Source organism: Mesorhizobium tianshanense, assembly GCF_007830515.1.
Classification (GTDB): Bacteria; Pseudomonadota; Alphaproteobacteria; order Rhizobiales; family Rhizobiaceae; genus Mesorhizobium; species Mesorhizobium tianshanense.
In genome coordinates this window covers 1-17,176 of the sequence record NZ_VLKT01000037.1, presented here as the reverse complement: position 1 = coordinate 17,176, position 17,176 = coordinate 1, and the positions used below count along the sequence as shown (strand labels likewise).

Annotated in this window: 19 protein-coding genes; 12 read left to right on the top strand and 7 right to left on the bottom strand. The window is 63.6% G+C overall.

The features are described from left to right. Positions 1-6 precede the first annotated feature (6 nt). From ehuD to ehuR, 5 genes are all read right to left on the bottom strand, one after another. Complete coding sequence (gene ehuD / locus IQ26_RS25705; protein WP_145721107.1) at positions 7-666, bottom strand: ectoine/hydroxyectoine ABC transporter permease subunit EhuD; 660 nt, start codon at positions 664-666, stop codon at positions 7-9. Positions 667-682: 16 nt separating this feature from the next. After that, positions 683-1,342 carry an ectoine/hydroxyectoine ABC transporter permease subunit EhuC gene (gene ehuC / locus IQ26_RS25700; RefSeq protein ID WP_145721105.1) on the bottom strand — a complete coding sequence of 220 codons (660 nt, stop codon included), beginning with the start codon at positions 1,340-1,342 and terminating at the stop codon, positions 683-685. Positions 1,343-1,506: 164 nt separating this feature from the next. After that, complete coding sequence (ehuB, locus tag IQ26_RS25695) at positions 1,507-2,358, bottom strand: ectoine/hydroxyectoine ABC transporter substrate-binding protein EhuB (protein WP_145721104.1); 852 nt, start codon at positions 2,356-2,358, stop codon at positions 1,507-1,509. A gap of 93 nt (positions 2,359-2,451) precedes the next feature. Next, positions 2,452-3,237 carry an ectoine/hydroxyectoine ABC transporter ATP-binding protein EhuA gene (ehuA, locus tag IQ26_RS25690; protein WP_145721101.1) on the bottom strand — a complete coding sequence of 262 codons (786 nt, stop codon included), beginning with the start codon at positions 3,235-3,237 and terminating at the stop codon, positions 2,452-2,454. Between the two features lie 124 nt (positions 3,238-3,361). Next, the gene (gene ehuR, locus IQ26_RS25685) at positions 3,362-4,747 is read right to left on the bottom strand and encodes a MocR-like ectoine utilization transcription factor EhuR (RefSeq protein WP_145721099.1); all 1,386 of its coding nucleotides are present in this window, start codon (positions 4,745-4,747) and stop codon (positions 3,362-3,364) included. A gap of 83 nt (positions 4,748-4,830) precedes the next feature. Between ehuR and IQ26_RS25680 the strand changes: the two genes are divergently transcribed. From IQ26_RS25680 to IQ26_RS25665, 4 genes are all read left to right on the top strand, one after another. Next, the gene (locus IQ26_RS25680) at positions 4,831-5,322 is read left to right on the top strand and encodes an Lrp/AsnC family transcriptional regulator (protein WP_145721098.1); all 492 of its coding nucleotides are present in this window, start codon (positions 4,831-4,833) and stop codon (positions 5,320-5,322) included. A 129-nt stretch (positions 5,323-5,451) separates the two neighbouring features. After that, on the top strand, positions 5,452-6,945 hold the full coding sequence (locus IQ26_RS25675) for an NAD-dependent succinate-semialdehyde dehydrogenase (protein ID WP_145721095.1): 1,494 nt from the start codon (positions 5,452-5,454) through the stop codon (positions 6,943-6,945). A gap of 31 nt (positions 6,946-6,976) precedes the next feature. Then, positions 6,977-8,356 (top strand): aspartate aminotransferase family protein, encoded by a 1,380-nt coding sequence (locus tag IQ26_RS25670; RefSeq protein WP_145721094.1) that lies wholly within the window; start codon positions 6,977-6,979, stop codon positions 8,354-8,356. Between the two features lie 8 nt (positions 8,357-8,364). After that, a complete protein-coding gene (locus tag IQ26_RS25665; RefSeq protein ID WP_145721093.1) occupies positions 8,365-9,474 on the top strand; it encodes an alcohol dehydrogenase family protein in 1,110 nt (369 codons plus the stop codon). Positions 9,475-9,557: 83 nt separating this feature from the next. On the opposite strand, the gene IQ26_RS25660 is transcribed toward IQ26_RS25665, so the two are convergent. Further along, positions 9,558-10,934 (bottom strand): aspartate aminotransferase family protein, encoded by a 1,377-nt coding sequence (locus IQ26_RS25660; protein ID WP_145721091.1) that lies wholly within the window; start codon positions 10,932-10,934, stop codon positions 9,558-9,560. A 150-nt stretch (positions 10,935-11,084) separates the two neighbouring features. Between IQ26_RS25660 and IQ26_RS41125 the strand changes: the two genes are divergently transcribed. The 3 genes from IQ26_RS41125 (at position 11,085) to IQ26_RS25650 (ending at position 12,861) form a co-directional block, all read left to right on the top strand. Continuing rightward, positions 11,085-11,207 (top strand): hypothetical protein, encoded by a 123-nt coding sequence (locus IQ26_RS41125; RefSeq protein WP_276316441.1) that lies wholly within the window; start codon positions 11,085-11,087, stop codon positions 11,205-11,207. 2 nt (positions 11,208-11,209) lie between these two features. Then, positions 11,210-12,346 carry an NAD(P)/FAD-dependent oxidoreductase gene (locus IQ26_RS25655; protein WP_145721089.1) on the top strand — a complete coding sequence of 379 codons (1,137 nt, stop codon included), beginning with the start codon at positions 11,210-11,212 and terminating at the stop codon, positions 12,344-12,346. Positions 12,347-12,639: 293 nt separating this feature from the next. After that, positions 12,640-12,861 carry a hypothetical protein gene (locus IQ26_RS25650; protein WP_145721087.1) on the top strand — a complete coding sequence of 74 codons (222 nt, stop codon included), beginning with the start codon at positions 12,640-12,642 and terminating at the stop codon, positions 12,859-12,861. A gap of 148 nt (positions 12,862-13,009) precedes the next feature. On the opposite strand, the gene IQ26_RS25645 is transcribed toward IQ26_RS25650, so the two are convergent. After that, the gene (locus tag IQ26_RS25645; RefSeq protein ID WP_145721085.1) at positions 13,010-13,447 is read right to left on the bottom strand and encodes a CBS domain-containing protein; all 438 of its coding nucleotides are present in this window, start codon (positions 13,445-13,447) and stop codon (positions 13,010-13,012) included. A gap of 230 nt (positions 13,448-13,677) precedes the next feature. Here IQ26_RS25645 and IQ26_RS25640 point away from each other — a divergent pair, with 230 nt between their 5' ends. The 5 genes from IQ26_RS25640 to IQ26_RS25620 form a co-directional block, all read left to right on the top strand. Beyond that, positions 13,678-14,118 carry a hypothetical protein gene (locus tag IQ26_RS25640; protein WP_145721084.1) on the top strand — a complete coding sequence of 147 codons (441 nt, stop codon included), beginning with the start codon at positions 13,678-13,680 and terminating at the stop codon, positions 14,116-14,118. A 92-nt stretch (positions 14,119-14,210) separates the two neighbouring features. Continuing rightward, positions 14,211-15,401 (top strand): NADH-quinone oxidoreductase subunit D, encoded by a 1,191-nt coding sequence (locus IQ26_RS25635; RefSeq protein ID WP_145721083.1) that lies wholly within the window; start codon positions 14,211-14,213, stop codon positions 15,399-15,401. Positions 15,402-15,411: 10 nt separating this feature from the next. Beyond that, on the top strand, positions 15,412-15,696 hold the full coding sequence (locus IQ26_RS25630; RefSeq protein WP_145721082.1) for an acylphosphatase: 285 nt from the start codon (positions 15,412-15,414) through the stop codon (positions 15,694-15,696). A 212-nt stretch (positions 15,697-15,908) separates the two neighbouring features. Further along, positions 15,909-16,922 (top strand): HAD family hydrolase, encoded by a 1,014-nt coding sequence (locus tag IQ26_RS25625; RefSeq protein WP_145721081.1) that lies wholly within the window; start codon positions 15,909-15,911, stop codon positions 16,920-16,922. A gap of 62 nt (positions 16,923-16,984) precedes the next feature. Further along, positions 16,985-17,176: transposase family protein (locus IQ26_RS25620; protein WP_420846407.1), on the top strand; the 192-nt coding region annotated here is incomplete at its 3' end.

Below are 17,176 nucleotides of genomic sequence, written 5' to 3'. Positions count from 1 at the left end.
AAAAGACTACCTCTCGATCTTGCCGTAGCGATGTTCCAGCCAGCGCAGCAGCACGACAGAGAAAAGACTGATGACGAGGAAGAAGGCGCCGACCAAGGTCATCGGCTCGACATAGCGGTAATAGGTGTTGGCGACGCTCTTGGCCTGGTTCATCAGTTCCAGCACGGTGATCGCCGAAAGCAGCGGCGTCTCCTTGAACATTGCGATGAAGTAGTTGGCAAGCGCCGGGATCATCGGCGGTATCGCTTGCGGCATGATGATGTGCGTCCAGGTCTGCCTGGCGTTGAGATTGCAGGCCTTGGCGGCTTCCCACTGGCCGCGCGGCACATTGTCGATACCGGCGCGATAGACCTCGGCCGTGTAGGTGCCGTAATGCAGGCCGAGCCCGATGACGCCCGCCACCAGCGGCGGCAGCAGGATACCGATATCCGGCAGCACGTAGAAGATGAAATAGAGCTGCACCAAGAGCGGCGTGCCGCGGATGAACTCGGCGAGGAAGCCGACGCTGCGCGACACGGCCCTGTTCGGCGAGCGCCGCGCCAGCGCGATGGCCAGCCCCACGATCGCGGCCAGAACCGAGCCGAGCAGCGTTGCCAGGATGGTGATCTTCACGCCCTGGATCAGCGTCGGCATGATCTCCCGGACAAAATTCCAATCCCATTCCATTATGAGGCCCAATCCATCAGACGCGCACCCCGTCGAGCCCGCGCGCCATGCGGCGTTCCAGCGAACGCACGCCCCACGAGATGACCAGAGCGAGGACGAAATAGATGATGAGGATGGTGGTGAAAGGCACCAGCGTGTTGCCGGTCTGCGAGCGCACCACTTGCGCCTGGAAGGTCAGGTCGGTGAGCGAGATCAGCGAAACCACGGCGGTGGCCTTGAGCAGTTCGATGGCGTTGTTGCCGAAGGTCGGCAGCATGACCAGCAGCGCCTGCGGCAGGATGACATGGCGCATGCCTTGCCAGCGGCCGAGATTGAGCGCGGTGCAGGCCTCGTACTGTTCGCGGCCGATCGATTGGATGGCGCCGCGCACCACCTCCGCCGCATAGGCGCCGACATTGAGGCCGAGCGCCAGCACGCCGGCTTGCAGCGGCGTCAGCGAAATACCGATGAAGGGCAGCACGAAATAGGCCCAGAACAGCTGCACGAAGATCGAGGTGCCGCGGAAGAATTCGATATAGGCGGTGGCCAGCGCACGAAAGACGAAAAAACGCGACAGCCGCCCTAGCCCGGCGAGAAAGGCCATGATCAGGGCAAGCACCGACCCCATCAGCGTCAGCTCGATGGTAATCAGCGCTCCTTGCAATATCAGGCCGAGATAGCCGGACCATTGGGTCATTAGTGTATTGTCCTACTTGGACGTTTGGTCGAAGTCCCCTTCACGCGCCCTCCGCTTCGCTCGGGCGACCTCTCCCCGAGGGGAGAGGAGGCTTGCGACGCCGGCCAACCTCTTCTCCCCAGCTGGGGAGAAAGTGGCCCGAAGGGCCGGATGAGGGGCTGTCCCTACTTCGCCGAGCAGAGCTTGTCGCGGCTCGTCGACATCGCCGCTGCCGCCGAGAAGCCGTAAGGCTCGATGATCTTGGCGAATTCACCGGATTCCTTCAGCTTGGCCAGCTCGACGTCATAGGCATCGCGCAGCGCCTCGTCGCCCTTCTTGAAGGCCGCGCCGTCGCAATAGACCGGCGCGCCGACCACCGGGGCGACGACTTCGAGGTTCGGATCGTTGGCCTTCTTGACCAGGTCGTTGATCGACAGCACCGGCAGCGAATAGGCATCGATGCGGCCGTCCTGCAGCATCTTCAGGCCGCTCTGGCCGTCCGGCACGACGATGACGCGCTCGCGCGGCACGCCGGCAGTGAGCGCCAGCTTCTCCTCGGTGCCGCCGCCCGGCGCCCCGATCGTCGCACTCGTGTCCTTGGCGACATCCTCGTAGCTCTTGAAGCCCTTCGGGTTGCCCTTCTTGACCAGCATCGCCTCGGCGTCGCACAGCACCGGCTCCGAATAGACGACCGCCGCGCAACGCTCCGGCTTCATGAACAGGCCAGCGGTGACGACGTCGAAACGGCCGGCCTGCAGGCCAGGGATCATGGCGCCATATTCCGAGATCGAGGCGACGATGTCGTTGACGCCGAGGCGCTTGAAGATTTCACGCGCCACATCGGGCGCCGCACCCGAAACCTTGCCGTCGGCGGCGACCGCCGTATAGGGCGGCTCGTTGGCGATGGCGACGCGGGCGAAGCCCTGTGCCTTGAGCTCTTCGAGCTTGCCTTCATCGGCCGATCCCGCGGTCGCGGCGGCCAGAATCGCGGTCAGTGCAACACCGGCGACGCCGGCCAGAATGCCAAGTTTATTCATTGTTCCCAACTCCTTGTTTCTCTTCTTGGTTTGCCTTGGTTCGAGACGGCGTCGCCGCCCCTAGAGGACGGCGTTGCCGCCTCCGACATGCGGTCAGACGCGATGTCCGGCCGCGATGATCTTCTTCAGGAAGCCTTGCGTGCGCTCCTGCTTGGGATTGCGGAAAATCTCGTCGGGCTTGCCTTCCTCGACGATCTTGCCGCGATCGAAGAACAGCACCCGGTCGGCGAAATCATGGGCAAAACCCATTTCGTGGGTGACCAGCAGCATGGTCATGTCGGTCTCGGAGCAGAGCCGCCACAAGACGTTCAGCACCTCCTCGACCAGCTCCGGATCGAGTGCCGATGTCACCTCGTCGAACAGCATGATCCTGGGCTGCAATGCGAGCGCCCGGGCGATCGCCACGCGCTGCTTCTGCCCACCGGAGAGCTGCGCCGGCATGCTCTTGGCCTTGTCGGCCATGCCGACCATGTCGAGCAGTTCCATCGCACCTTTTTCGGCGGCGGCGCGCGGCATGCCCTTGGTCAGGATCGGCGCCAGGGTGACGTTGTCGATGACGCTCTTGTGCGGAAACAGGTTGAACAGCTGGAAGACCATGCCGATCTTCTGGCGCATTTTTGCCAGATGGCGTTCGTCGGCGGCCAGCAACTGGCCGTTGCGCTCCATGTGGTAAAGCTGCTCGCCGTCGATCTGGATGTGGCCACTATCGATCCGCTCCAGCGTCATCAGGATGCGCAGGATCGTCGTCTTGCCCGAGCCGGATGGGCCGATCAGCGCCAGCTTCTCGCGCGGCATGACCTGCATCGACAGGCCGTCCAGCACCTTGAAGGTGCCGAAGCTTTTCGAAATGGCGTCGATCTTGATGATGGGCGCGGACAATGAATTTCCCCGTTCTGGAGAAGGCCTATGCCCTAACGATGCGGAACGCGCCAAATCATGTCAATCGGGAAAATAAACTCATGACAATGTTTGTGACTCCGCACAATTTCGCGGCAATATCTGCCTAGATCGCCAGCAGGAGATGCTCCGGATCGCCGAGCAGCAACTTGGTGACAACGCTCAGGCCGGCGCGCAGTTCCCCCTCGGTGGTCGAGCCCAGCGAGATACGAACCGCCGGCTGCCAGGGCGCCGCCGAGATGCGGAACGATGTGCCTGGTGCGATCGCCACGCCCTGCAGACGGGCCTGTGAGACGAAACTCTCCTCGGCGCGGTCGCCGGGCAGCTGCAGCCACAGATGCAATCCGTCGCGATGAACGCGGTAGTCGACGCCGGCGAGCACTTGCGCCGCGATCTCCTGCCGCCGCCGCAGCGCCGCACGCTGCCAGCGGACGAGCTCCATCGCCGTGCCGTCGGTCACCCATTTGGTTGCGATCTCCGCCACCAGCGGCGTCGCCATCCAGTTCGAGACGAGATGCCGGTTCGCGACGGCGGCGACATAACGGTCGGGCGCCGCGAGATAACCGATGCGCAGGCCCGGCACCACGATCTTGGTGAAGGAGGTGACATAGAGCGTGCGCTCGGGCGCGAAGACAGCGACCGGCGGCGGCCGGCCCTCGACCAGCGGGCCGAGCACGTCGTTCTCGATGATGGCGATGTCGTGCTTGCGCGCCACCGCGGCGATCTCAGCCCGCCGCGCGGCGTCCATCAGCGTCGCGGTCGGGTTGATCACCGAAGGCTGCACGAACACGGCCCGGATGTCGGACAGCCGGCACGCCTCGTCGAGCGCCTCCGGGATCAGGCCGTTGTCGTCGATCGGCAGGCCCTCGAGGTTGAAACCGAGATAGCGCGCCAGCGGGATCAGCGTGTGGTGGCCGATCGCCTCGGTGGCGACGGTCGAACCGGGCGGCGCCACGCTCATCAGCGCCACCGTCATCCCGGCCGTCGCGCCGTTGGTCAGGCTGACATTCTGCGCGGACACGTCGAGACCGCACAGCCGCAGCCATTCGACCGCCACCGCGCGGTGGCGCGGGAACACCATGTTCGGCCGGAACGACAGCGCCGAGCTCGACGGCAGGGTTTCGGCAAGCCAGCCCAGCGCCTGTTTCAGCCGCTCCAGATGCATCGGCTCGCACACCGGCTTCAGAATGGAAAGGTCGATGACCTCGCCAAGGCGCTCCGGCAGATAGGGTGGCTCCGGCTCGCGGCGCTGCGTCTGCACGAAGCTGCCGCGGCCGATCTCGCCGGAGACCAGGCCCCGGCGGATCAGTTCCTCATAGGCGCGGCTGACCGTCTGCACCGAGAGCTTCAGGTCGTCGGCCAACCGGCGATGTGTCGGCAGCCGCGCGCCGTTGGCCAGCCGCCCGTCATGGATGGCGCGCGCGAACTGGTCGGCAAGCGACTGATAGGCCGGCCGCCGGATGAGCGCGGGATCTGGACGCCACAATGTCATGACTTATTAGAGATCGAAATCAGTGCAATTGACAATCGAAATAATGCGCCGTCATGGTGTCTGGGACGAAAAAGTGGACGCTCATGGCCGCACCGAAACTCGATCCGATCGACCTCAAAATCCTTGATGCGGTCCAGCGCGACGGGCGCATCACCAAGCTGGCGCTCGCCGACAAGGTTGGCCTGTCGCCGACGCCATGCTGGATGCGGCTGCGAAAGCTGGAGAAGGCCGGCATCGTCTCCGGCTATCACGCCAAGGTCGCGATGCGCGCCGTCGCCCCGGTCGCAACCGTACTGATGGAGGTGACGCTGGCCAGCCACCGCCAAGCCGATTTCGACCGTTTCGAGCGCGTCATCCGCGACGTCCCCGAGATCGTCGCCTGCTGGTCGGTGGGCGGCGGTGTCGACTATCTGCTGAAAGTGATGGCGCGCGACATCGACGCCTATCAGCGGCTTGTCGACGCCCTGCTGGAACGCGAGATCGGCATCGACCGTTATTTCACCTACATCGTCACCAAGACGGTGAAGGAGGAGGTCGCCTTGCCGGTGGCCGATCTGTTGCCGATGTCATCGTAACGCTAGAGAGATCGTCTGCCCGGGCAGCCCAATAGAGACAATCTCTCTACGCGCGAGCACCCAAACAGCCTCTCTGTCTGCTCCACGCGGATAGTCTTCCCGTATCACCCCGAACCGGGAGACCCGAACATGTCCGCGCATTTTGCCCGCCCACTACGCCACGAAGCGCTTGACCGCCTCGCCGACCGCCGGCTGCTGCGCGAACTCGCCTATGTCGACGGCCACTGGACGGCGAGTGAGGCCGCCGAGAGCTTCGAGGTGACCGATCCTGCCACAGGCGCCACTGTCGCCTTCGTCGCCGCGCTCGATATCCAGCAGACGAGCAAGGCGATCGACGCGGCGTCCCGTGCCTTTCCCGCCTGGCGCGCGGCTCTGCCGCAGGAACGCTCAAGAATTTTGCGAAAATGGTTCGACCTGATCATCGCCGCCAAAGATGATCTGGCGCTGTTGATGACGCTCGAACAGGGCAAGCCGCTCAGGGAAGCGCGGGGCGAGATCGACTACGCCGCCTCCTTCGTCGAGTGGTATGCCGAGGAGGCAAAACGCCTCAACGCCGAAAGCGTCACCAGCCATTTGCCAAACGCCGAGATGATGGTGCGGCGCGAACCACTCGGCGTCGTCGGTGTCGTCACGCCGTGGAATTTTCCCGTGGCCATGCTGACCCGCAAGGCGGCGGCAGCGCTTGCCGCCGGCTGCACCATCGTCGCGCATCCTTCGTCGGAGACGCCGCTGTCGGCACTGGCGCTGGCCGAACTCGGCGAACGCGCCGGCCTGCCGGCAGGCGTCTTCAACATCGTCACCGGCAAGGCTTCGACCATCGTCGGGCGGATGTCCGAGGACCCGCGCATTCGCGCCATGAGCTTCACCGGCTCGACCGAAATCGGCAGGCTGATCGCCGCGCAGAGCGCGCCGACGATGAAGCGGCTGGTGATGGAGCTTGGCGGCCATGCCCCGCTGATCGTCTTTGCCGATGCCGATCTCGACAAGGCTGTGACCATAGCCGTCGATGCCAAATTCGCCACGTCCGGGCAGGATTGCCTCGCCGCCAACCGCATCTATGTGCAGCGGCCGCTTTACGATCGATTCTGTGCTGCCTTCGCCAGACGTATCGAGACGTTGCGGACCGGCAATGGCCTGGCTGATGACACCGACATCGGGCCGTTGATGCACGAGCGCGGCGTCAAGAAGGTCGAGGAGCAGGTCGCCGATGCGCTGGCTGGTGGCGCGCGCTGCCTCACCGGCGGCAAGCGACATCCGGCCGGGCCGCTATTCTATCAGCCGACCTTGCTCGCCGATGTTGCCGATGACGCGCTCATCATGCGCGAGGAAACCTTTGGTCCGGTCGCCGCCGTGACGCCCTTCGACAGCGAAGACGAAGTCATCACCCGCGCCAACGCCACCGAATACGGCCTCGTCGCCTATGTCGTCACCGAGAACGGCGGCCGCCAATTGCGCATGGGCCGCGCGCTCGACTACGGTATGGTCGCCATCAACCGCGTCAAGATCACCGGCGCGCCGATCCCGTTCGGCGGCGTCAAACAGTCCGGCACCGGCCGAGAGGGCTCGCGCCACGGGCTCGAAGCCTTTACCGATCTTAAATATCTCTGCCTGGACGTGGCCTAGAGATCAGAATTTCCTTCAAGGAGTAGAAAAAATGCTCGACCAGTCCAATGAACTTGCCGCCTGGGACCGCGACCACTTCTTCCATCCCTCGACCCATATGGGCACGCACGCGCGCGGTGAATCGCCGACCCGCGTCATGGCCGGTGGTGAAGGCGTCACCGTCTGGGACAATAATGGCCGCAAGAGCATCGATGCCTTCGCCGGGCTTTATTGCGTCAATGTCGGCTATGGCCGCCAGAAGATCGCCGACGCCATCGCCGCGCAAGCCAAGAACCTCGCCTATTACCACGCCTATGTCGGCCACGGCACCGAGGCGTCGATCACGCTTGCCAAGATGATCATCGACCGGGCGCCGCAAGGCATGTCGAGGGTCTATTTCGGCCTTTCCGGTTCCGACGCCAACGAAACCAACATCAAGCTGATCTGGTACTACAACAATGTGCTTGGCCGGCCGGAGAAGAAGAAGATCATCTCGCGCTGGCGCGGCTATCACGGCTCCGGCGTCATGACCGGATCGCTGACCGGGCTCGACCTGTTCCACAACGCCTTCGACCTGCCGCGCGCGCCGATCCTGCACACCGAGGCGCCCTATTATTTCCGCCGCGCCGACCGTTCGACGAGCGAGGAACAGTTCTCGCAATACTGCGCCGACAAGCTCGAAGAGATGATCCTCGCCGAAGGCCCGGACACGGTCGCCGCCTTTATCGGAGAGCCGATCCTCGGCACTGGCGGCATCGTGCCGCCGCCCGCTCTCTATTGGGAAAAGATTCAAGGCGTGCTGAAGAAATACGATGTGCTGCTGGTCGCCGACGAAGTGGTGACCGGATTCGGCCGGCTGGGCACCATGTTCGGGTCCGACCATTACGGCATCAAGCCCGACCTGATCACCATCGCCAAGGGCCTAACCTCGGCCTATGCGCCGCTGTCGGGCGTTATCGTCTCGGACAAGGTCTGGCAGGTACTGGTGCAGGGTTCCGACAAGCTCGGCAGCATAGGCCACGGCTGGACCTATTCGGCGCATCCGATCTGCGTTGCCGCCGGGGTGGCCAACCTGGAACTGATCGACGAGATGGACCTCGTGACCAACGCCGGCGAGACCGGCGCCTATTTCCGCGCCGAACTGGCGAAAGCCATCGGCGGCCACAAAAACGTCGGCGAGGTGCGCGGCGACGGCATGCTGGCGGCGGTCGAATTCGTCGCCGACCGGGACGACCGCGCGTTCTTCGACGCCTCGCAGAAGATCGGGCCGCAGGTCGCGACCGCCCTTGCCGAGCGCGGCGTCATCGGTCGCGCCATGCCGCAGGGCGACATTCTCGGCTTCGCGCCGCCGCTGTGCCTGACCCGCGAAGAGGCCGACATCGTTGTCTCCAAGACGGCTGATGCGGTGAAAAGCGTGTTTGCCAACATCTGAAGACTGACATGAACGCCATGACCAAAACCATCCCCGCCACCATGGCCGCCGTGCAGTTGATCGGTCACGGCGGGCCGGAAAAGCTCGTCTACCGCACCGATGTGAAAGTGCCCTCGCCCGCGCCGGGCGAGGTGCTGGTCAAGGTCACCGCTTGCGGCATGAACAACACCGATGTCTGGGTGCGCCAAGGCGCCTATGGCACGGAGGAGGATGCTGCCGCGGTGTCGACCTGGCCGCGTCAGGGCAACACGCTGACCTTCCCGCGCATCCAGGGCACCGACACGGTCGGCAACATCGTTGCCGTCGGCGATGGTGTTGCTTCTGCCCGCATTAGCGAGCGGGTGATGGTCGATTTCTCCATCTACAACCGCGACGATGATTCACTCGCCGATATCGACTATATGGGCCACGGCCGCGACGGCGGTTATGCCGAGTACCAGACCGTGTCGGCCGAGAATGCCCATGTCGTCGATACCGATCTGAGCGATGTCGAACTCGCCACCTTCTGTTGCGCTTATCTCACCGGCGAACAGATGCTGGAACGCGCCGCATTGAAGGCCGGCGAGCGGGTGCTGGTCACCGGCGCGTCGGGCGGAGTCGGCTCCGGCATCGTACAGTTGGCGCGGGCGCGCGGCGCCATTCCCTATGCGGTTGTCGGCAAGGGCAAGGAACAGGCGGTGCTCGACATCGGCGCAGAGGCGGTGATCGCCCGTGGCGCCGCTGATCTGCTCGCCGCCGTGAACGCGGCGACCGGCGGCCAGCCGATCGACGTGGTTGCCGACCTTGTAGGCGGTGCCATGTTCAATGACCTGTTGCGCATCCTCAGGCCCGAAGGCCGCTACACGACCGCAGGAGCGATTGCCGGCCCGGTCGTGCAGCTCGATCTGCGCACCATGTACCTGAAACAACTTCAACTGCATGGTTCGAGCCAGGGCACGCGAAAGGATTTCCGCCGCATCGTCCGCTACATCGAGGAGAAGAAGATCCGGCCGCTGGTCGGCGGCGTCTACAGGCTGTCCGATTTCCATCGCGCCCAGGCGGATTTCATCGCCAAGGATTTTGTCGGCAAGCTGGTGGTCGTTCCGGATGCCGTTTCAGATCTCGCTGCAAGCCGCTGACCATGACTATTGAGGCTTGGCATGTTCGCCGATACCGAGCGATATGACCTTGCGGCGCCGCAACTCCTCGTTCCGATGCCCATTCAGCCCTGTGAACCGACCTGCTTGGTGGCGGCTTCGAGCGACCTTTCAAACGCGTCGACCATCTGATCGACCTGGGGCTCGGTGATGATCAGCGGCGGGCAGAAAGCCAGCGCGTCGCCCATGTTGCGCGAGATGACGCCGTTCTGCTGCATAAAGCCGTTGACGAGCCCGCCCAGCGCGCCGGCCGTCTCCCACGGCGTCTTGTTGGCCTTGTCGCCGACCAGTTCGACCGCCGCGATCAGGCCGACGCCGCGTACCTCGCCGACAAGCGGATGCGAAGCGAGGGTGCGCAACCGCTTCTGCATATGCGCGCCGACCGTGCGCGCATTGCCGACGAGGTCGCGCTCCTCGATCAGCTTCAGGTTCTCGAACGCGACCGCCGCCGCAACGGGATGGCCGCCGCCGGTGAAGCCGTGACCGAACGTGCCGATGCGGTTGCTTTCGTCGGCAATCGGCTCGAAAACCTTTTCGTTGATCAGCAGCGCCGAGATCGGCAGATAGGACGAGGATATCTGCTTCGACATGACCATGATGTCGGGCCTGATGCCGAAGGTCTGCGAGCCGAACATCTCGCCGGTTCGGCCAAAACCGCAGATGACCTCGTCGGCGACGAGCAGGACGTCGTATTTCGACAGGACCGCCTGGATCTTCTCCCAGTAGCCGGCCGGCGGCACGATGACGCCGCCAGCGCCCATGATCGGCTCGCCGAAAAAGGCGGCAATGGTTTCCGGGCCCTCGGCCAGGATCAGCTTTTCCAGATCGTCGGCAAGCCGGCTCGAAAACTGCTCATCACTCTCGCCCGGCAGCGCCTCGCGCCAGTGGTGCGGCGTCGACGTGTGCAGCACATTGGCGATCGGCAGGTCGAACGAAAGATGATTGTTGGGCAGTCCGGTCAGGCTCGCCGCAGCGATGGTGACGCCGTGATAGCCGCGATTGCGGCTGATGATTTTCTTGCGTGCCGGCTGGCCGAGCGCATTCGACCGGTACCAGATCATCTTGATGGCCGTATCGTTAGCCTCGGAGCCGGAATTGGTGAAATACGCCTTGCTCATCGGCACCGGCGCCATCTGCACCAGTCTCTCGGCAAGGTCGATCAGCGGCGAATGCGATTTGGAGCCGAAGTCGTGATAGTAGGGCAGCTTCGACATCTGGCGCACCGCTGCATCGACCAGCCGCTTCTCGGAAAAACCGACCGCGACGCTCCAAAGCCCGGCCATCGCCTCGATGTAGCGATTGCCGGCCAGATCCTCGACATAGATGCCGTCGCCCTTCTCGATGACAAGCGGCCCTGCCTCCTGATGCTTGCGGGCATTGGTGTAGCCGTGCATGTGGTAGCTGATGTCGCGGGCTTCGGGAGAATTCGGTCGGGCGTCCATGCTGGTTCCTGTCCTGTATGCCGGGACGTGGATCCTGCCGCCGTTCGGCGCGCATCGGCAGGTTCCCTCTTGCATTGATGCTGTTTGATGCATCTGTTTCCTGTAACGGTGTCAAGCCATTTCGGAAGGCTGGCGGATGGACGCAGACATATGCAGAATTTAGGCTTCGAGCCCTGGAACGCGCGGGCCTGCGCGAAGTTGTCTGCGCGCCGCCGGGACATGATCCTCGAACGGCTCACCAGCAGGCACAACAACAAGGCTGAGGTGGCCTGATCATGGACCATGTCGACTGCATCGTCGCCGGCGCCGGCGTCGTTGGCCTGGCGATCGCACGAGGCATGGCGCGCCGCGGCATTGACACCCTGATCCTCGAGGCCGAGAACGCCATCGGCACCGGGATCAGTTCGCGCAATTCCGAGGTCATCCATGCCGGCATCTACTATCCGGCCGGATCGCTGAAGGCCCGGTACTGCGTGGCAGGCCGGGAGAAGCTCTACCGTTATTGCGGGGAGCGGGCGCTCCCGCATGCGCGCTGCGGCAAGCTCATCGTCGCTACGGATGCCGAACAGGAGCCGGTGCTCGCTTCCATCCGGGCCAATGCGTCCGCTTGCGGTGCGGGCGACCTGACGCCCTTGACCGCGGCAGAGGCGCGCAGGCTGGAGCCCAGGCTGCGGTGCACGGCAGCCCTGCTGTCTCCCGCCACCGGCATCATCGACAGCCACGCCCTGATGCTTGCGCTGCTGGGCGATGCCGAGGAACACGGAGCGGCGCTCAGCCTCAACACCCGCATCGTCGCCGGCCGTATCGAGGACGGGCGGGCCGAAGGGAGCCGCATCGTGCTCGACACGATCGACGGCACCAGCGGCGAGCGCTTTGAAATCGCCACCACGCGCTTCGTCAACGCTGGCGGGCTTGGCGCCACGGCACTTGCCGGCACGCTTGACGGGCTCGATCCGCAATTCGTGCCAAGACTTCGCTATGCCAAGGGCAACTATTTTTCGGTCGCCGGCCGGGCGCCCTTCTCCCGGCTGGTCTATCCCGTGCCCGAACCCGGCGGGCTCGGTGTGCATCTGACGCTCGATCTCGATGGCGTCGCCCGTTTCGGACCGGATGTCGAATGGACGGATCAACTCGACTATCGCGTCGATCCGGCTCGCGGCGAACGCTTCTACAACGAGATCCGCAGATACTGGCCGGACCTGGCCGATGGCAGCCTGCAGCCGGCCTATAGCGGCATCCGGCCAAAACTCTCCGGTCCCGGCGAAGCCAATGCCGACTTCGTCATCCAGGACACGGCGGTGCACGGCGTGGAGGGCCTGGTCAATCTGTTCGGCATCGAGAGCCCTGGCCTGACGTCAAGCCTGGCGATCGCCGACCACGTTGTGCAGCGCCTCGCGCCGAAGGCAAGCTAATCGAGGCGACACCGAGCGAGCCCGCCCGCTGCTAGGAGCGCAGCCAAAAACGCCCGTAAGCCATCCGTGAGCCGGGGTCGCAGAACCTCGGCCCGTCGATCACAGCCGACGACCGGAGGCTTCGAGTTCCCCGGAACCGTCGACTCCATGACGGGGATCTAGATGGCTACTCAAGCACTTCGCAGAGCCGGCAGCACGCTTTCGTCGATGCGGACATCGCGGGAGGCGTACCAGAAGCCCAGCCTTGGCATTGTAGACCGCCCGAGGCAACCAAGCGACAGGGTACCATCGATATGAAGGACCGTTTCGAAGCCATACCGAATCCAAGCTGCCGGTTCGAGATCTGGGACAATGAGAGCGGCGAGCCCGTCGTTCGTCACGGTCGGCTGCTAACCTTCGCCTCGGCAAAGTCGGCGGCGAGGATCACCGGCTTCCTCAACGACAGCCGCAACCTCCACCGCGCCGGCGCCGCCGAATGGCGTGTCGCGGACCGCGATGTCGGCTTGCGAGGATGATCGCCGAGCTGCTCTACCTCGCAATGCCTTTGCGCGATCAAAAGGACACGCGCGGGCAAAGGCGTGAATCCGGTGCGGTTTTGGATTCGAAATTCCTGGGCGCCGATGCTGTCGATGGAGCAGGAGCTTCAAGCTCGCATATGACGCATCAATGCGCCGTCTGCGAATGGTCGCCACCCGGCTGCGAAATGCCGCCCAGCGCTTCGCCGGCCCAGGCTGCCTCGCCATTCGTGGCGAGATCGCCGAGCGAGACAATGCCAACCAACCGCCGGTCGCGGCTGATCACCGGCAGCCGCCGCAGTTTGAGATTGCCCAGGTGCTGAAGGACATCGTCGACTTCCTGGTCGTCAAAGCAGCATCGTACCTCAGCACTCATAACGTCCCTGATCCTGGTGTCCGGGCCTTTGCCCTCCGCGATCCCACGGACGGCAATGTCGCGGTCCGTGATCATCCCGACCAGCCGGTCATTCTCACCGACGGGCAGAACACCGGCGTCAAGATCGGCCATGGCTCGTGCGGCATCCTGCAGGGATTGGTCCGGGCTGGCGACCTGAACATTCTGTGTCATGCACTCGCTGATTCTCATGATTTTCTCCTCGAGGTGCAGCGCCCCGCCGATCCTGTGATCAAAGGTGTGATCCAGGAAGAATGAACGCCTGTCGGAATCGTTCCATCTTTCCACCGCGCGCGACGGGTCCGGACAGAGCCTCCATTAATGTGACGGGCCGGGCAATGTGATGGACCGGGAACCATAATCCGGCACAATGGTTGAGTGGTCACCGAGTGGTCCTCCTCGAGAAAACGGAAGGAAAGATCATGCGCATGTTGACGACAATCGCCGCCCTTTCGGGATTGGCCCTCGCGCAGCCGATCCACGCTCAGCCCACCGACCCGCAGCTTCCCCAAATCGCACCCCCGGCCCCGGAAGCCCTGCCCGATCCAACCCTGCCCGACCTACCGCAGCCTGACCAAGCGCCGCCTGACCAGGCCCTGCCAGATCAAGGTTTCACCGACCAGAACTTTACCGGCATTGCGATTGTCGCCCTCGAAGATTTGCCTTCGGAACTCAAAACACAAGCCGAGGCCGTGATCACCGAGACCAGCGTTGAAGATTTGCTTACCCTGCAGAGCTCGATCGATGCGTCGCCACAGGCAGCATCGGCACTGGCGGCGAACGGGCTTGATTCCTCGCAGGTTGTCGCTGCCAACATCGACGGCGACGGCATGCTGACACTGATCATCCAGACGACGACTTGATCGGCAGTCCGGGACCTGATCGGCGGTCCGGGCATGGCGGACCGGAGCACTCGGCTTCGGTCGTGAAAAACGCAGTACAGCGGAGCACCGTCATGGTCGAAGCCGCAGTTCGCAACTTCACCCTCAACTTCGGGCCGCAGCATCCCTCTGCCCACGGCGTCCTGCGGCTGGTGCTGGAACTGGACGGCGAGATCGTCGACCGCGCCGATCCCCATATCGGCCTGCTCCACCGCGGCACGGAAAAACTCATCGAGTACAAGAACTATCTGCAGGCCCTGCCCTATTTCGACCGGCTCGACTATGTCGCGCCGATGAACCAGGAGCATGCGTTCTGCCTCGCCGCCGAGAAGCTGCTCGAAATATCAGCTCCTAGGCGCGGACAGCTCATCCGTGTCCTCTTTTGCGAAATCGGCCGGCTTTTGTCGCATCTCCTCAACGTCACGACACAGGCCATGGATATCGGCGCGCTGACCCCGCCGCTCTGGGGTTTCGCCGAGCGCGAGAAGCTGATGGTCTTCTACGAGCGCGCCTCCGGCGCCCGCATGCATGCGAATTATTTCAGGGTCGGCGGCGTGCACCAGGACCTGCCTCCGAAGCTCCTGGACGACATCTGGGATTTCTGCGATCCGTTCCTCAAGGTCTGCGACAACATCGAGGGTCTGCTGACCGACAATCGCATCTTCAAGCAACGCAATGTCGACGTCGGCGCGATCGGGCTGGACGACGCCTGGGCCTGGGGCTTCTCTGGCCCCATGGTGCGCGGATCGGGCGCGGCATGGGATTTGCGCAAGGCGCAGCCATATGAATGTTACCCCGAGATGGATTTCGACATTCCCGTCGGCAAGAACGGCGACTGCTATGACCGCTATCTCGTCCGCATGGAGGAAATGCGCCAGTCGGTGCGGATCATGAAGCAATGTCTGGAGAAATTGCGGTCGCCGGAAGGCGGGGGGCCGGTCGCCATCCCGAACCAGAAGATCACGCCGCCGCCACGGGCGACGATGAAGCGCTCGATGGAAGCGACCATTCACCATTTCAAACTCTACACCGAAGGACACCGCGTGCCCGCCGGAGAAGTCTACGCCGCAGTGGAGGCGCCGAAGGGCGAATTCGGCGTCTATCTGGTTTCAAACGGCGGCAATACTCCATATCGATGCAAGATCCGCGCGCCGTCCTTTGCCCATCTGCAGGCGATGGATTTTCTGTCGAGGGGGCACATGATCGCCGATGTCGCCGCGATCATCGGGTCGCTCGATATCGTGTTCGGCGAGATCGACCGCTGACGAGGTGACCATGGAGAACGAGCGCAAGGCAATCCGCGTCAGACTCAGTGGAAGGGTGCAAGGCGTCTCGTTTCGCGTGTGGACGCGGATCGAGGCCGAGAAGCTCGGCCTGTCCGGATGGGTTCGCAACGAGGATGACGGATCCGTAACGGCACTGATCGTCGGCGCCGAGGGCGCGGTTTCGACGATGATGGACCGGCTCTGGAAAGGGCCGAACGGGGCGTCGGTCTCCGGCGTGACATCCCAAGACGTCGACCCCGGCCAGGTGCCGACCGGATTCAGGATCATTGGCTAGAAAGCGGCACCGGTTTTGGGAAAATCCGATGCTCAACCAAAAGCCACGCTTCCGCTGCTCTTGCCTTCCGGCGGCCAGCGCCGTTGGGACCAATCAGCCAATGACAAACGATGATGGGATTCGGCCAATGGAAGTCACGGGAGCAGATGGCTTTTCGCTCAGCTCGGCGAGAAAGCATCTCAGGTCGGCTTTGGGCTGCCGATAACGGTTCGATGTATGCTCTTGCTCTAGCCACTGACTATGATGGCACACTCGCGGAAAACGGGATCGTTTCCGGTGCGACCCGTGCCGCGCTCGGCCGGTTGAAGGAAACCGGCCGCAAGTTGATAATGGTGACCGGTCGCGAGCTTGCCGACCTCGAATCCGTTTTCCCGGAGCTTGGCATTTTCGATAAGGTCGTCGCCGAAAACGGAGCGCTCGTCTATACGCCGGCTTCGAAGAAAGTGCGGATCCTGGCGCCTGCCCCTCCTGCGGAATTCGTCGACAGGCTGATGATGCGCAAGGTCGCGCCCCTGTCGATGGGACGTTCCGTCGTCGCCACCAGGGAGCCCAACGAGACCATCGTGCTGGAAGTGATCAAGGACCTTGGCCTGGAGCTGGAGATCATCTTCAACAAGGGTGCCGTCATGGTGCTGCCAAGCGGGGTCAACAAGGCAACCGGTCTGGCGGCTGCCCTGGAGGATCTGGAATTGTCCGCCCACAACGTCGTCGGCATCGGCGATGCGGAGAACGACCATGCCTTTCTGCGCGCCGTCGGCGTCGGAGTTGCAGTTGCCAATGCACTGCCAAAGGTAAGGGAGACGGCGGACCACGTGACGAATGGTGCCCGCGGCGCGGGCGTCAGGGAGTTGATCGAGGCCCTCATCTCGCAGGACGCCGCCTTCCTGGACACGGCGCGGCACCGCATCGAAATTGGCGCGGACGACGGATCGGGCGCAGTGATGCATCTTTCACCGCGCGGCGGCAGTGTCCTGCTGGCCGGCACGTCGGGGATCGGAAAATCCACCCTCGCCACCGCTCTGACCGAACGCTTCGTCGAGCAAGGCTTCCAGTTTTGCGTGCTCGACCCGGAGGGCGACTACGAGGAGCTGGAGGACGTGCTGGTGGTTGGCGACGCAAAAAGCCCGCCGAGCTCGCGCGAAATCTTCGACCTTTTATCCAAGCCGTCCAACAACGTCGCCGTCAACATGCTCGGGATCAAGACCAGGGCTCCGAACTCAGGTTAACGCGCTTTCGCTGTTGTCGATTGGCTGATTCCATGGGCGCTCATTGATTCGGAGCGCCCGCCATGACCATTGCTGCCCTCGAGGGGTTCGAGAAGCCGCGCCTGAAGGCGCTTCTGGACCATTTTGCCGCCATAGAGGACCCGCGCGAGCCGTGGCGAGTCGCCCATCCGCTGAGCGAAGTGCTGTTCCTGGTCGTCTGCGGCACGATCTGCGATTGCGACGACTACGATCTGATCGCCGACTGGGGAAAGGCC

Coding starts and splice junctions, on each gene's coding strand:
- ehuD (WP_145721107.1), bottom strand. CDS start 666: ATGGAATGGGATTGGAATTTTGTCCGGGAGATCATGCCGACGCTGATC.
- ehuC (WP_145721105.1), bottom strand. CDS start 1,342: ATGACCCAATGGTCCGGCTATCTCGGCCTGATATTGCAAGGAGCGCTG.
- ehuB (WP_145721104.1), bottom strand. CDS start 2,358: ATGAATAAACTTGGCATTCTGGCCGGCGTCGCCGGTGTTGCACTGACC.
- ehuR (WP_145721099.1), bottom strand. CDS start 4,747: ATGACATTGTGGCGTCCAGATCCCGCGCTCATCCGGCGGCCGGCCTAT.
- IQ26_RS25680 (WP_145721098.1), top strand. CDS start 4,831: ATGGCCGCACCGAAACTCGATCCGATCGACCTCAAAATCCTTGATGCG.
- IQ26_RS25675 (WP_145721095.1), top strand. CDS start 5,452: ATGTCCGCGCATTTTGCCCGCCCACTACGCCACGAAGCGCTTGACCGC.
- IQ26_RS25670 (WP_145721094.1), top strand. CDS start 6,977: ATGCTCGACCAGTCCAATGAACTTGCCGCCTGGGACCGCGACCACTTC.
- IQ26_RS25665 (WP_145721093.1), top strand. CDS start 8,365: ATGAACGCCATGACCAAAACCATCCCCGCCACCATGGCCGCCGTGCAG.
- IQ26_RS25660 (WP_145721091.1), bottom strand. CDS start 10,934: ATGGACGCCCGACCGAATTCTCCCGAAGCCCGCGACATCAGCTACCAC.
- IQ26_RS41125 (WP_276316441.1), top strand. CDS start 11,085: ATGCAGAATTTAGGCTTCGAGCCCTGGAACGCGCGGGCCTGCGCGAAG.
- IQ26_RS25655 (WP_145721089.1), top strand. CDS start 11,210: ATGGACCATGTCGACTGCATCGTCGCCGGCGCCGGCGTCGTTGGCCTG.
- IQ26_RS25650 (WP_145721087.1), top strand. CDS start 12,640: ATGAAGGACCGTTTCGAAGCCATACCGAATCCAAGCTGCCGGTTCGAG.
- IQ26_RS25645 (WP_145721085.1), bottom strand. CDS start 13,447: ATGAGAATCAGCGAGTGCATGACACAGAATGTTCAGGTCGCCAGCCCG.
- IQ26_RS25640 (WP_145721084.1), top strand. CDS start 13,678: ATGCGCATGTTGACGACAATCGCCGCCCTTTCGGGATTGGCCCTCGCG.
- IQ26_RS25635 (WP_145721083.1), top strand. CDS start 14,211: ATGGTCGAAGCCGCAGTTCGCAACTTCACCCTCAACTTCGGGCCGCAG.
- IQ26_RS25630 (WP_145721082.1), top strand. CDS start 15,412: ATGGAGAACGAGCGCAAGGCAATCCGCGTCAGACTCAGTGGAAGGGTG.
- IQ26_RS25625 (WP_145721081.1), top strand. CDS start 15,909: ATGTATGCTCTTGCTCTAGCCACTGACTATGATGGCACACTCGCGGAA.